Origin of the sequence: Streptomyces sp. SCSIO ZS0520, assembly GCF_025643355.1 — a bacterium.
GTDB lineage: Bacteria > Actinomycetota > Actinomycetes > Streptomycetales > Streptomycetaceae > Streptomyces > Streptomyces physcomitrii.
This window is the reverse complement of record NZ_CP092644.1, coordinates 3523658-3536500: the sequence shown is the minus strand read 5'-3', so window position 1 is coordinate 3536500 and position 12843 is coordinate 3523658. Positions and strand designations below refer to the sequence as shown.

Sequence of the window (12843 nt, the reverse complement as noted above, 5' to 3'; positions counted from 1 at the left end):
GCGAGGCACCGCGGCACGCCATGACCCGGACCGCCGCGAACCCCGGCTCGCGAACGGCGGACCCCGGCCGAAGAGCAACGACCGGCCCCGCACGGCAGACGGCAGATGTGACCGGCGCCGCATACAACCCTCGCGGGGGTACGCGCGTCAAACAGTCGTGGCAGAGGTACTTGACTTCACAGCGAGCGGCGCAGCCCTCCGACCGCCCCTCCGGCCCCGCCTGGCGGCGGCCGGCGGCATGCCGGTGATCGCGCCCATGCCCCAGACGACGAGGCCCGCCCGCGTACCCGGCCAGCGCGAAGGCGCCGACGAGGCCGCCGCGGGCACCACGGTCGACCATCTCACCGAGACCTACCGCGCCCACTACCGGTCGCTGCTCGGACTCGCGGCCCTCCTCCTCGACGACACCGCCTCCTGCGAGGACGTCGTCCAAGAGGCCTTCATCCGCGTCCACTCCGCCCGCAAGCGCGTCCGCGACCCCGAGAAGACCCTGGCCTACCTGCGCCAGACCGTGGTCAACCTCTCCCGCTCCGCGCTGCGCCGCCGCATCCTCGGCCTGAAGCTCCTCTCCAAGCCGATGCCGGACATGGCGAGCGCCGAGGAAGGCGCCTACGACCAGCTCGAACGCGACGCCCTCATCAAGGCCATGCGCGGACTCCAGCGCCGTCAGCGGGAGGTCCTCGTCCTGCGGTACTTCGCGGACATGACCGAGGCCCAGGTCGCCGACACCCTCGGGATATCGCTGGGCTCCGTGAAGGCCTATGGTTCACGTGGCATCGCGGCACTGCGCGTCGCGATGGAGGAACCCGTATGAACCGGCCCGAGGACCACCCGGTGAACCGCGACGAGAACACCGCCCCGGACGAGAGCGCCGCCCCGCACGGCGGCGGCCTCGCGCGACGGCAGGACGAGGGATCCGAAGCGCCCTCCGGCACGTCCCAGGGGCAGGAATCCACGTCCGCCGAGGAACAGCATGCCGGGAACCGCACCATGAACGACCACCAGGACGACGAGCGCCGCGACGGCGAGAGCCCCGACGGCGCGAGCCGGGACGAGGGCCGCCAGGAGGACCGCCGGGACGCCGGGCACCCGCTCGACGAACTCGCCGCCCGCCGCGACCACGGCCTCCCGTACCTGTACGAGGACGGGCCGGGCGCCGACGAGGAGGCGCTGCGCCGCCTGCTGCACGGCGCCGTCCAGGACCTCGAACCCCGGGACGGCACCCTCCAGCACCTGCGGCGCGCCGTGCCCGCCCGCGCGGCCCGCAAGCGGCAGGCCCTGGTCGGCGCGCTCGCCACGGCGGTCCTGCTCGGCACCGCGGTACCCGCCGTCATCCACGTCTCCCGCTCACCCGGCGCCTCCGACGACCGCCCCTCGATCGCCGGGCACCGCGAGGACACCCAGGGCGGCAGCAGCGAGGGCCGCGGCCCCGACGAGGGCTCCCACGACACCGAGCCGGACGGCTCCGGCGCCAGCCGGGGCTCCGAGGGCAAGGACGACGGCAAGGGCGAGGACGGCACCGACAAGGGCGACCAGCCCAGCAAGGACCCGCAGCCGGACAACACCATGTCCGTCAGCTCCCCCAGCTGCAGCGCCGCCGAACTCGGCAACGCCACCGCCAGCCTCACCGGCCCGGACGGCACCGGCAGGGTCTACGGCACCTTCCGCGTCAGCAACGTCTCCGCGTCCAACTGCACCGTGGGCGGCCCCGGCGGCCTCCTCACCTCCGCCCAGGGCACCGCGGAGCCCGGGAAGATCAACGTCGTCGACCACACCTCGGGCGACGGCAGCGGACTGCCCGACCCCTCCCAGGAAGCGGGGCAGCTCGTCCTCCAGCCGGGCATGTCCTACGAGGTCAAGTTCGCCTGGGTGCCCACCGAGTCCTGCGGCGACCCCGGCGGCCCCTCCACCGACCCGACGCCCACCGACAGCCCCGGCAACACCGACCAGACCGGCATGTCGGCACAGCTCGCCGACGACGGCGGCGGCAGCGTCGCCGTCTCCCACGTCGCGGAACCGGGCGCCCCGTCGGCGTCGACCACCATCCCGAACGCCTGCGCGGGCACGCTGTACAAGACGGGGGTGCTGGCCGGGTCCTGAGGGCGGGGCGGGAGTGCTGAGCGGGTCGTGACTCCAGGGTCCCGAACCGGTCGGCTTCCGTGTGACCGGACCGATCGGTCCAGGGTTTCGAACCGGCTGCCGCGTGACCGGACCGACCGGCCGGGCTTCCGTGTGACCCGACCGCCCTGCCCGGACTCCGCGTAACCGGATCCCGGATCGCGGAGCCGCCGGTGACCGATCAGCGGCCGGGTGCCGACTCCTCGTCCGCCGCGCCCCCACAGGAGGCGCGGACCACCAGGGTCGGCCACAACTGCACGCGGTGCACGGGGCGTTCGGCCGGGTCGTGCATCCGGGCCAGCGCCATCTCGGCGGCGAGCGCGCCCAGCCGGTGCTTCGGCGGGCGGACCGCGGTCAGCGGGGGATCGGAGGCGGCAGCCACCTCGTCGTCGTAGGAGACCAGGGCCATGTCCTCGGGTACGGAGAGCCCGTGGTCGCGGACCCGCTCCGCCAGGCCGATGGCCTCCCGGTCGGAGTGCACGAACAGGGCCGTCACCCCCGCCTCGCGGCACTCCCGGAGCACGGCGTCGTAGGCCTCGGCCCAGCCCGCCGAGCCGTACGGCGGCACCTCGAACTCCCTGCCCTCCCGGGGCAGTTCGAGCAAGGCGGCGGTCTCCCGCCAGCCCTCGCGCAGGGCCTTGGTGGTGGGGCTGAAGCGGGCGGTGACGAAGGCGATCCTGCGGTGCCCGAGCGTGACCAGATGCCGTACCGCGAGGCCCGCGCCCAGGCTGTGCGCGGTGGTGGCCGCGTCGAGCGGCAGCGTGGGCAGGGACGGCGGCGGCAGCCGTTCCACCAGCAGGACCGGGATGCTGAGGCCGCCGAGCCAGCGCAGCAGGTCGACTCCGGCGCCGGTGGTGGTGGTCGGGGCGATGAGCAGGGTGCGCGCCCCGCGGTCGAGCAGCGCGGAGACCTGGCGGCGGTCCTCCACGGCGTCGTACGCCGAGGCGCGCAGCGCCAGCCGACCACCCGTGGCGGCCACCGCCGACTGCGCGCCCTGGATCACGGCCGGCCAGTAGAACTCGACGGTGGGCACCACCATGCCCACCAAGGCCTGGCCGGGCGGCCGCGCGAGCGCCCCGGCGAGCGTGGAGAGCCTCGGCTCGGCGGAGTGCCCGCGGTGGGGGAGGGTCACCCCGCCGTGCACCCGCTGCACCAGACCCCGGTCGGCGAGGAGGGTGACATCGCGGCGCACCGTCACCGCGGTCACCCCGAGGCGGGCGACCAGATCGGCCAGCCGCACGGTGCCGCGCTCGCGGACCGCGGCGAGGATCACCTCCTGCCGCTCCGACGCCAGCACCATCGGGCCCTTCCCTTCTTCTCCCGCTGAGAGTTCTTCTCCTGCGGCGAGCTGCTCCTGCTGCGGCGAGCTGTGCCTGCCGCGGCGAGCCGCGCAGGTGGTGCCCGCGCGGCTCGCAGGTCCGTGCGCGGCGCATCCTGGCGCGCCGCGGTTCTCGCGCGCTGTGAGTCCGGTGCGCTGTGAGTCCGGTGCGCTGTGCAATCCGGTGCGCCGCCAGTCCGGTGTGCTCCGAGTCCTGGGGCGCTGCGAATCCCGTGGCGCGGTTCCTGTGCTGCGGTTCCCGTGCTTCCCGTGCGGCGGTTCCTGCGCTTCCTGTTCGCGGTTCCGGTGCCCGCGAGCGATCGCTTGTCTTCGTTCCGTTTCTCTGCCGGTGCCGCCGTTCTACCGCATCGGCCGGGCGGAGCGGAAGGCGGAGGACCTGGTCTCACGGTGATCATTGCCAGGTCAGCGGCATGTTCACCGCGGTCGGCAGCCCGTCCCGCGGGCCCGGACGTCCGGCACGCCGACGGGCGGGACCCTTCCCCTGCCCCTCATCTGCTTTCTTTTCCCATCGATTCTGATCGCTTGGGTTCGTTCTCGTTGACCTCGGCTGCCACGGGCGCTGAAGTGTGCGGACACCTCGCTCCGTGAAAGGAGGTCCCGGCGCCGTACCCCCCCGGCGGCACCCTCCCACCGCCAGGTATCCGTACGCCGCCGCCCGCGACTTCGCCCAGCACGCGGCCGGTTCGCTCTCCCCGCCGTCCCGGCCGTCGGCCCACCGGCCGCCCCGCACCACAGGAGGAAGACATGCCCCACCCCCGGATCAGCAGACGACTCGTCCTCCAGGCGGGAGGTGCCGCCGGTCTCGCCGCCTCCCTCGGCCTCGCGACACGAGAGGGCGCCGCCGCCACCCGGCCCACCACCAGGATCACCGACCTCGGGCCCGCCGTCGTCCAGTTCTCCCTGATGAGCGCCGTACTCGTCGGCGACACCGTCTACATCGGCTCCCGCAACGTCGACCCCGTACGCCTGATCGCCCTCCACCTGCCGACCCGCAAAGTGGTGGCCGGGACCGACCTGGGCAACGGCCACTCCGTCCAGGCCCTCGCCGCCGACCCCACCGGCCGCTACCTGTACGCCGGGGTGCTCCAGAAGTCCGCCGGCACCGCGCCCAACCTCTTCCGCTGGGACCTCACGGCACCCGGCACCCCCGCCGAGGAGATCGGCCACATCGGCGACCGCGACGTCCGCGCCCTCACCGTCGCCCCCGACGGCTACGCCTACGCCGTCGGCGGCGGCTCCGAGACCGCACCCGCGCTCTGGGAGTGCGACCCGAAGACCCTCACCATCCGCAACGCCGGTACCCCCGGCCCCAAGGGCACCCTCGTACGCGCCGTCGCGGCGACGGAATCCACCGTGTTCTTCGGCGCGGGCACCACCTTCAACGGCGGCGGCGACTCCGGCCGGGCCGTCCTGTACGCCTACGACCGCTCCGCCGGAACCTTCACCACGGTCACACCCCCCGAGATGAAGAACGACCCGAGCATCCGGGACCTCGCCGTCCTCGGCGACCGGCTCGCCGTCAGCACCGCGGGCTCGACGGAAGCGGCCAAGGTCGCCCTGATGGACCTCGACGACCTGACCGCCTACTCCGTCGCCACCTCCATCGGCACCGTCGCCAAGTCCTTCACCGCCCTCGGCGACACCGTGTACTACGCCGCCGAGTCCGGACTCCTCGCCTACGACCCCGCGTCCGGCAAGGTCACCCCCGTCGAGAGCGAAGCACCCGAACTGGGCGAGATCTGGGGCGTGGACAGCCGCGACGGCAAGGCCGTGGTCACCTCCGCCTTCGGCTTCGTCGCCGAGATCGACCCGGCGAAGGGGAGCTGCACGGTCACCGACCTCGGCGAGGCGGGCGCCCCCAGGACCGCGCAGACCGCCATGGGCCTCGCCGCGGGCGGCGGTTACGTCTACGTCGGCGGCACCGGCACCCTCGCCCGCCACTCCCTGGGCACCGGCAAGGTCGTCAACCTGCGCGCGCCCGGCGAGGCCAAGGACGCCGTCATCGACCAAGGGGTGCTCTACACCGGCCAGTACAGCTCCGAGGGCATCTGGCGCTACGACCCCCGCAGCGGCAAGCCCATCCACCGGGCCGCCCACTTCCCCCGCGAACAGAACCGGCCCCTCGACGTCACCCTGGACCAGGCACACGGCCTCGTACTCGTCGGCGTCCAGGCCGACACCGAGGGCGGCGGCTCGCTGTGGACCTACCACCCGCGGACCGGCCGCACCCGGTGCTTCGTCAACCCGATCGACGCGCAGCAGTGCCCGCGCGGCATCGCCAGCCGGGACGGCGTGGCCTACCTCGGCGGCGACAACACCTTCCCCACCGGTCCGCGCAGCACCGTGGTCGCCTTCGACCCCGTCCGCGGCAAGGAACTCTGGCGGATCGACCCCCAGCAGACCGCCGGTACGGCCGCGCTCGCGATCCGCGGCCACCACCTCTACGGACTCTCCCGCAAGGGCGGCTTCTTCGTGATCGACCTCCGCCGCCGGAGCCTCGTGCACCGGGCGGACGTCAGCGAGGTCTGCAACGGCTTCGCGGCCATGACCACCAACCGGGGGGTGGTCTACGGGGTCTCCGACACCACCCTGTTCCGCTTCCACCCCCGCACCTTCGCCGTCACCACCGTCGTCCCCGAGATCAACGGCGCCTGGTACAGCGGCTCCCACCTCACCCACGACGAGGCCGGCCACCTCTACACGATGCGCGGCCGCAACCTCATCCGGGTCACCGACCGACCCGACCGGTGACCTCCCCCTCCACCAGAGAGCTTTCCAGAGCGCCTCAGGACTCCTCAGAGCTCCTCAGGACTCCTCAGAGCTCCTCAGGACTCCTCTGCGCAGCAACTCCCCCCACCACAACCCAACGCCCACAACCCCCACAACAGAAAGGCGTACGGACATGAACAGGACAGTCAGGCGCGGCTCGCTCGCCCTCGCACTGGCGGGAACACTCACCGCCGTGTGCCTGGCCGCCGCCGAAGCGGGCCAGGACCGGCCGGACCCCTCGGCGGGACCGCGGCCGGGGAACGCCGCCGGCTCCCCGCTGCTCGACGTCGACTACCGGGACGGCAGCCTCAACTCGGGCATCCCCGAGCTGACCACCACCCACGCCACCGCGAAGGACGCCTCGTACACCGTCGACTCCGGGGACGACCACGCCGTAGCCCACAAGGTGACCCTCGGCGACCCCGGCTACGAATCCGACGGAGCCCCGCGCAGCGAGAGCGCCACGAACGAGGTGCCCGAGGGGATCTTCCACGTGGGCGACGAACGCCGCTACGAGTTCAGCGTCCTCCTGAAGGACTGGAAGCTCTACGAGGAAGGAGGCTCGGAGAGCGGCGACATCCTCTTCCAGGGCAAGCACGCCGGGGGGAACTGGCCCTCCTTCTACCTGATGGCCAAACGCAACAGCATCTCCTTCCGGTCCCCGACCCTCGAACTCCAGGCCGATGTGGTCGGCGACTTCCGCTCGTACGTCAACAAGTGGATGAGGTTCCGCGTCGACGTCCGCTGGACCGAGGACAAGACCGGCTACTACAAGATCTCGACCAGGATGCCCGGCGAATCGGACTTCACCCTGCGCAAGACGTACGAGAACGTGCAGACCTTCCACCCCAAGAACCCGGCGGAGTTCGGCTACATCAAGTGGGGTCTCTACCGCCCCGACCAGACCGTCGACAACGGCGACGTCCCGACGCGCATCGTCCAGCACGACGACATCCGGGTGGAGGAGCTGGGCGGGGGGCGGTGAGGTCCCGGGGCGGGGCGCGGAGCCCGGGGACGGCGCCTGACACACGAGGGCGGCACCTGAAAGGGGTGCGTGCCGCCGGTTTCCGAAGGCGGGGCGTGGAGTCCGCTCAGTGGCGGGGGGAGGTCTCTGCCTCGTGGCGGGTGTCCGCCGGGGTGTTCGCGGTGCTCGGGTTCGGGTCGGGCGCGCGGGCCGCTGCCTCGGGTTCCGGTCCGGATTCCGGGAGGAGCCCGAGTTCCGCGTCGCGCACGAACTCCACCTCGCGCCGCAGGAGCCGGAACCACATGAAGAGCACGAAGCCCGCGAAGATGAACCACTCGCCGGTGTAGCCGAGGTTCTGGAAGGCCTTGAGGTCGAGGCCGGTCCCCTCCGGCTCCGCCGCCGGCACCGCCCGCATACCGGAGTCGGCGCGGTCCAGGGTGACCCAGGCGTCGTAGACGTCGTAGGGCACGAGGTTCACCAGGGAGGCCGCGCTGATCATGCCGAGCTGGCCGGAGGGCAGTCCGCCCGCCGGGTTCACCCCGTCGGTGCTCGCGCTCTCGGAGGCCTGGAGCGCGCCGGTGACCTCGACCTCTCCGGTCGGCGCGGCGGGCGCCCTGCGCGGGTCCGCCGTCCCGGGCAGCCAGCCGCGCACCACGGGGAGGGCCTTGCCGGTGCCGGTGCGCAGCATCGTCAGTACGTAGAAGCCGTCCTTGTCGTCGAGCTTCCGGCCGGGTACGAGGAGCTGCTTGCCGTAGCGGCCCTCGACCTGCGCCCGCCGTCCCGAGGTGTCCTTGTCCACCGGGAGCAGGGAGGCGAGCGGGGTGGGCGCCGCCTTGCTGTCCCGCTCCGACTTCTCGGTGGCCGTGCGGTGATCGTCGACGCGGTCCTCGAAGCGGCCGAGCTGCCAGGACCCCATGAGCACACAGAAGGGGATGGCCAGCACGACGAAGATGTTGATCCCCCACCAGCGGGGAGTCAGCAGGAACCGGTACACAGCACCACGGTACGGGGCGGGGTGGGGGCGGGGTTCTCGGGGGGCTCGCAATCCTCCGGGGGGGCTCCCCCCCCGCCCCCGCCCCCCGCCCCCCCCCTCCTCCCTCGCCCCGTCCCACCCCCACCCGGACACGCGGCACCCACCTCAGGACACCCGCCCCGCCCGACCCCTCTCCACCCAGCTCGGCCCAGCCCCGTCCCCACCCACTGGCTCCCGGGACCCGCCCCCCGAGGACCCGCGCCACGCTCACGCGGCCCCCTCACCCCCGTCTCGCAGCCTCCTCGACCCGGTTCCCTCACCGACTCTCGGCAGGCAGTCCCCCGACCCGCTTCCTCACGGCGTCCCCGGCCCCTGAAGGAACTGGAGGTAGTTGCCGACCGGGTCCAGGACCGTCGAGAAGAACCAGCCGCCGCCGACATCCTCGACCGGCCGCACCCAGGTCACCCCGAGCGTGTTCAGGTGCCGCTCGGTCTCCCGGATGTCGCGCACCGTGATGTTGATCAGGTGCCGCCCGGGTTCCGCGGCCTTGTCCGCGAGGTCGTCGCGCTCGTCGAAGCCGATGATCGCCGAGTCACCGACGACGAGCATGTGCTCCTGCCAGCGGGCCCCCAGCGGCTCCAGCGCGGCGCGGTACCAGTCGACGAGCTGGTCGCGCCGGGTGGTGCCGAGGATGATCCCGAGTCCGGTGATGTTGCTCTGCTCCGGCATGAGGTTGAGCCTCCTCCTCCGTACGGTGCGGTCACGGTGGTGACCGCCGCCGGAGGCGAAACTCATCGGTGCCGGCCCGTTGCCACCCTCCCTTTCTCCACCGGCACTCCGCTTCTCCCCTCGCCGCTCCTCTCCTCTTTGTCCCCTCCCTTGGTCTTCTCCTCTACCGCCCCAGGTGCCGCTCCGCGAATTCCAGCTCCAAGCGGAGTTGCTTGATGCGTTCGTCGACGACCAGGGAGCCGTGGCCCGCGTCGTACCGGTAGACCTCGTGCACGGCCTCGCGGGCGGCGAGTCGGGTGACGTAGTTGTCGACCTGGCGGATCGGGCACCGCGGGTCGTTCACCCCGGCCGAGATGTAGACCGGTGCCTTGACGGCGTCCACGTAGGTCAGCGGGGAGGAGGCGCGGAAGCGGTCGGGGACCTCCTCGGGGGTGCCGCCGAGCAGGGTGCGGTCCATCGCCTTCAGCGCTTCCATCTCGTCGTGGTACGCCGTGACGTAGTCGGCCACCGGTACCGCGGCGATGCCGAGGGTCCAGGACTCCGGCTGGGTGCCGAGGCCGAGCAGGGTCAGGTAGCCGCCCCAGGAGCCGCCGGTGAGGATCAGCCGGTCCGGGTCGGCGAGGCCCGAGGTCACGGCCCACTCGCGGACCGCGGCGATGTCCTCCAGCTCGATCAGGCCGACCCGGTGCTTGAGCGCGTCCGTCCAGGCGCGGCCGTACCCGGTGGAGCCGCGGTAGTTGACCCGGACGACGGCGTAGCCGTGGTCGACCCAGGCCGCCGGGGCCGCGGCGAAGGCGTCGCTGTCGTGCCAGGTCGGGCCGCCGTGGATCTCGAAGACGGTGGGCAGCGGCCCGCTCGTCCCGGCCGGGCGCTGGACCAGGGCGTGGATGCGGCCGCCCGGTCCCTCCACCCAGACGTCCTCGACGGGGACGGAGCCCGGGGCCTTCATGCCCGGCGGATCCAGGACCACGCCGCCGTCGGTGGAGCGCACCACCGGAGGTTCGGCGGCCGAGGACCAGAGGTACTCGACGCTGTGGTCGGGGCGCGCGGTCGCACCGGACACCGAACCCGGGGGAGTCTCGATGCGGATCAGGGCGGCCGTGGCGATGTCGTACCGCCACAGTTCGCTGCGGGCCTCGAAGCTGTGCGCGATCAGCAGCGCGGAGCCGTCCGGATACCACTCGGCGGAGACGTCGCCGGGCAGTTCGAGCCGGAGGTCGGTCTGCTCGCCGGAGGTCACGTCCCAGATCAGCGGCTCCCACCGGCCGCGGCGCTGGTGGCCGATGAGCAGCCGGGTGTCGCCGTCGACGGGGGCGAAGCCGAGGACCTCCAGGCCGAGCTCCTCGGTGCCGCCCCTGGTGTCGTCCAGCTCGGCGACCGTGGAACCGTCGAGCCGTATCACCCGCAGCGCGGAGTGCATGGCGTCGCCGTGCTCGGTGTGCTCCATGGCGATGAGCGAACCGTCGTGCGAGAGGTCGCCCACGCCCGCCGACTCGCGGTGCCGGTAGATCTCGACGGTCTCGGCGCCCGCGCGGGCCACATGGAGGGTGGAGCCGTCCTCGTCGGTGGAGCGGCCGATCACGGCGGTGCGCCCGTCCCGGCCGAGGGCGAGCCCCGCCGGATACGAGGGGGCGAGCCCGGGCACCGCCGCCTCGTCCTTGCCGCCCGCGTCCTTGCCGGTCCCGGCCTTGTCGTCCGCGTGACCGGCGAAGGGCTGGCGGCGCCAGATGCCGAACTCGTCGCCGTCGGTGTCGTCGAACCACCAGATCCACTCGCCGTCGGGGGTGAGCACGCCGTCGGTGGTGCCGTTGGCGCGGTCCGTGGCCTGGCGCCTGCTGCCGGTGGCGCGGTCCCAGGCGTAGAGCTCGTAGGTGCCGGTGGCGTTGGAGACGAACAGGGCGCGCTCGGGGGCGTCCTCCGCCCAGTCGGGGAGGGAGACGCGGGGTGCGCGGAAGCGCTTCTCCCAGTCGGGCATGGTGGTGTCCGTGCCTGCCGGGGCGGCGGGGGGCGGGCCCGGGGTCCCGGGGTTGTTGCTCTGAGTCATGGCCCCATAGTGCACGGGAAGCGGGATTCCGTGGGGAGAGGGTCCCCAGCCTGTGGATAACTCGGGGCGGCGGGGTCGGAACCGCAGGTGGCCGCGGTGGCGGGCGGTGCGGGACGGCTGGGCCGAACGGGTAGGGCGTACGGGTCCGAGCTGCGCTTCTGCGCGTTCCGGTACCTCGTTCGAACGGCTTCCCATGTCCGGCGCCCCGCTGGTGCGTTGGACCCGGTGCGGCAGGGCGCCTGGCGGCCGCGGGTCTCCCCTCGGCGGGAGGGCGCGGCGGCGGGGCGGGCCGCTTGTCGTCGGCCCCACCTGACGAGGACGTATGACCGATTCCCTGGGCGGCTGGAAGCAGCAGCGCTACATCCCCGAGAGCCGAAGACCCCCCGGGCGGGCGGCACCCGAGCCGATCTACTCCTCTCTGCTGGAGAGCTGGTACCGGCAGGGCAGAACGGTCCCGGGGCGGCCCGATCCGGAGTGGAACGCGCTCACCTCGCGCAATCTCTGGCCCAAGGGCTGACCGGCCGCCCGGGCGCCCCCCCCGTGACCGGCAGCCCCGCCGCCCGGTCGCCCGCGCCGCGCCCGTTCCGCCCCGCCCCCTCCTCGCCTCCCGGCCCGCCCCACCCCGTACCCCTGCTCCACCCACCCCCCGGCAGCCGCCTCCTCCTTCGCCCCCTTCTCCTCCTTCCCCCTCTTCCTTTGGCCCGGGCTCTGGCTGTGCGTCGACTTCCGTCCTTCAATCGACGGCATTCGGGTGAAAGCCGGGGCGAAAAAGTGCTGCGCGGTTTCCTCTCCCGGTGCCGGTCGTTTCTCTCAATGCGGGTCATGGTGCGGGCCGTTCATGCGTGCTCGCCCGGTATCGCCGTCACCCCGACATGCCCGTAGGAAAAGAAGGGATTCTCCGAGATGATCAAGAAGAGCTCGGCGATCGTCGCCGGTGTGGTCGTGGCCCTCGGTGCCGCCGCTCCCGCGATGGCCTCCTCCGGTGCTGAGGGTGGCGCCGCGCACTCCCCCGGCGTGCTGTCCGGCAACGTCGTCCAGGTGCCGGTGCACATCCCGGTGAACGTCTGCGGCAACACGATCAACGTGATCGGTCTGCTGAACCCGGCCGTGGGCAACACCTGCGTCAACAAGTGAATCGTTGATGCACGACCGGCCCCGAGGGCCGGTCACCGTCGGCTGTGGAGCCGTGCTCACCCGCGGGTGATCGCGGCGGCTTGCGAGCGGACGGCCCGGGCCGCGGTGGGAACGCCGCGGTGCTGGTCCCCGCGTATCGATGAACGTCCTTGATCCCGGTCCGGGTTCATGGCTCCAGGGCCGGTTTCTCCATCTTTCCAAGCAGGAAGACAACCAGAGTGCGACAGGCTTTCCGTGTGGGACTTCTCGCGGCCGCGACGAGCGTCCTGTCCCTGCCCGCGGCTTCCGCGTTCGCCGATGCGAACGCCGGTGGTTCGGCGGCGAACTCGCCCGGAGTCCTTTCGGGCAACAACGTCCAGGTGCCGGTCGACGTGCCGGTGAACGTGTGCGGCAACACCGTTGATGTCGTCGGCGTCGCCAACCCGGCGGTCGGCAACAGCTGCGCCAACGACTCGGAACCGGCCCCTGAGAAGCCGAAGCCCGAGCCGAAGCCCGAGACCCCGGTCCATCACGAAGCACCGCCCGCACCGAAGCCTCAGGCACCCGAGCCGCAGGCGCCCGTGCTGGCCGAGACCGGCGGCGACAGCGCGCTCACCACCACCGCGGCAGCGGCGGGCGCGGTACTGCTGATCGGCGGCGGAGTCCTCTACCGCCGCGGTACGGCCGCTTCCCGCCGGGCCGCGTAACAGGGGTACGGCGACAGAAGGGCCGGGCGACCGCCACACGGCGGCCACCCGGCCCTTTGCGCTGCCCGCCCCCCCCGGGCGGGTACA

General features: G+C 72.8%; 11 protein-coding genes. 7 read left to right on the top strand and 4 right to left on the bottom strand.

Translation table 11 applies throughout. The annotated features are described in order from the left end of the window. Positions 1-157 precede the first annotated feature (157 nt). Together MID12_RS13515 and MID12_RS13510 are read left to right on the top strand one after the other, a co-directional pair. Complete coding sequence (locus MID12_RS13515; RefSeq protein WP_078844952.1) at positions 158-814, top strand: SigE family RNA polymerase sigma factor; 657 nt, start codon at positions 158-160, stop codon at positions 812-814. Next, positions 811-2100: a hypothetical protein gene (locus MID12_RS13510; RefSeq protein WP_263167300.1), complete on the top strand. Its 1290-nt coding sequence runs from the start codon at positions 811-813 to the stop codon at positions 2098-2100. Before MID12_RS13515 ends, MID12_RS13510 begins: the two co-directional genes overlap by 4 nt. Positions 2101-2299: 199 nt before the next feature. Here the strand turns inward: MID12_RS13510 and MID12_RS13505 are convergent, their stop codons facing one another. Next, positions 2300-3418: a substrate-binding domain-containing protein gene (locus tag MID12_RS13505; RefSeq protein ID WP_263167298.1), complete on the bottom strand. Its 1119-nt coding sequence runs from the start codon at positions 3416-3418 to the stop codon at positions 2300-2302. A gap of 783 nt (positions 3419-4201) precedes the next feature. On the opposite strand from MID12_RS13505, the gene MID12_RS13500 reads away from it, so the two are divergent. Both MID12_RS13500 and MID12_RS13495 read left to right on the top strand, forming a co-directional pair. Further along, entirely contained in the window at positions 4202-6208 is a 2007-nt protein-coding gene (locus tag MID12_RS13500; protein WP_040250312.1) for a PQQ-binding-like beta-propeller repeat protein, read from the top strand. 151 nt (positions 6209-6359) lie between these two features. After that, positions 6360-7211 carry a heparin lyase I family protein gene (locus MID12_RS13495; RefSeq protein ID WP_040250309.1) on the top strand — a complete coding sequence of 284 codons (852 nt, stop codon included), beginning with the start codon at positions 6360-6362 and terminating at the stop codon, positions 7209-7211. 106 nt (positions 7212-7317) lie between these two features. Here the strand turns inward: MID12_RS13495 and MID12_RS13490 are convergent, their stop codons facing one another. From MID12_RS13490 to MID12_RS13480, 3 genes are all read right to left on the bottom strand, one after another. Next, positions 7318-8184, bottom strand: coding sequence for an SURF1 family protein (locus MID12_RS13490; protein WP_263167294.1), 867 nt, complete (start codon positions 8182-8184; stop codon positions 7318-7320). Between the two features lie 333 nt (positions 8185-8517). Continuing rightward, positions 8518-8892, bottom strand: coding sequence for a VOC family protein (locus tag MID12_RS13485; RefSeq protein WP_040250307.1), 375 nt, complete (start codon positions 8890-8892; stop codon positions 8518-8520). A 163-nt stretch (positions 8893-9055) separates the two neighbouring features. Then, positions 9056-10936, bottom strand: a complete 1881-nt coding sequence (locus tag MID12_RS13480; protein ID WP_411576952.1) for a prolyl oligopeptidase family serine peptidase — start codon at positions 10934-10936, stop codon at positions 9056-9058. Positions 10937-11258: 322 nt separating this feature from the next. Between MID12_RS13480 and MID12_RS13475 the strand changes: the two genes are divergently transcribed. The 3 genes from MID12_RS13475 (at position 11259) to MID12_RS32275 (ending at position 12756) form a co-directional block, all read left to right on the top strand. Continuing rightward, positions 11259-11453, top strand: coding sequence for a hypothetical protein (locus MID12_RS13475; protein WP_040250304.1), 195 nt, complete (start codon positions 11259-11261; stop codon positions 11451-11453). 386 nt (positions 11454-11839) lie between these two features. Continuing rightward, positions 11840-12070 (top strand): chaplin, encoded by a 231-nt coding sequence (locus MID12_RS13470; protein WP_040250302.1) that lies wholly within the window; start codon positions 11840-11842, stop codon positions 12068-12070. Between the two features lie 236 nt (positions 12071-12306). Beyond that, on the top strand, positions 12307-12756 hold the full coding sequence (locus tag MID12_RS32275; RefSeq protein WP_052482315.1) for a chaplin: 450 nt from the start codon (positions 12307-12309) through the stop codon (positions 12754-12756). The last annotated feature ends 87 nt before the right edge of the window (positions 12757-12843 follow it).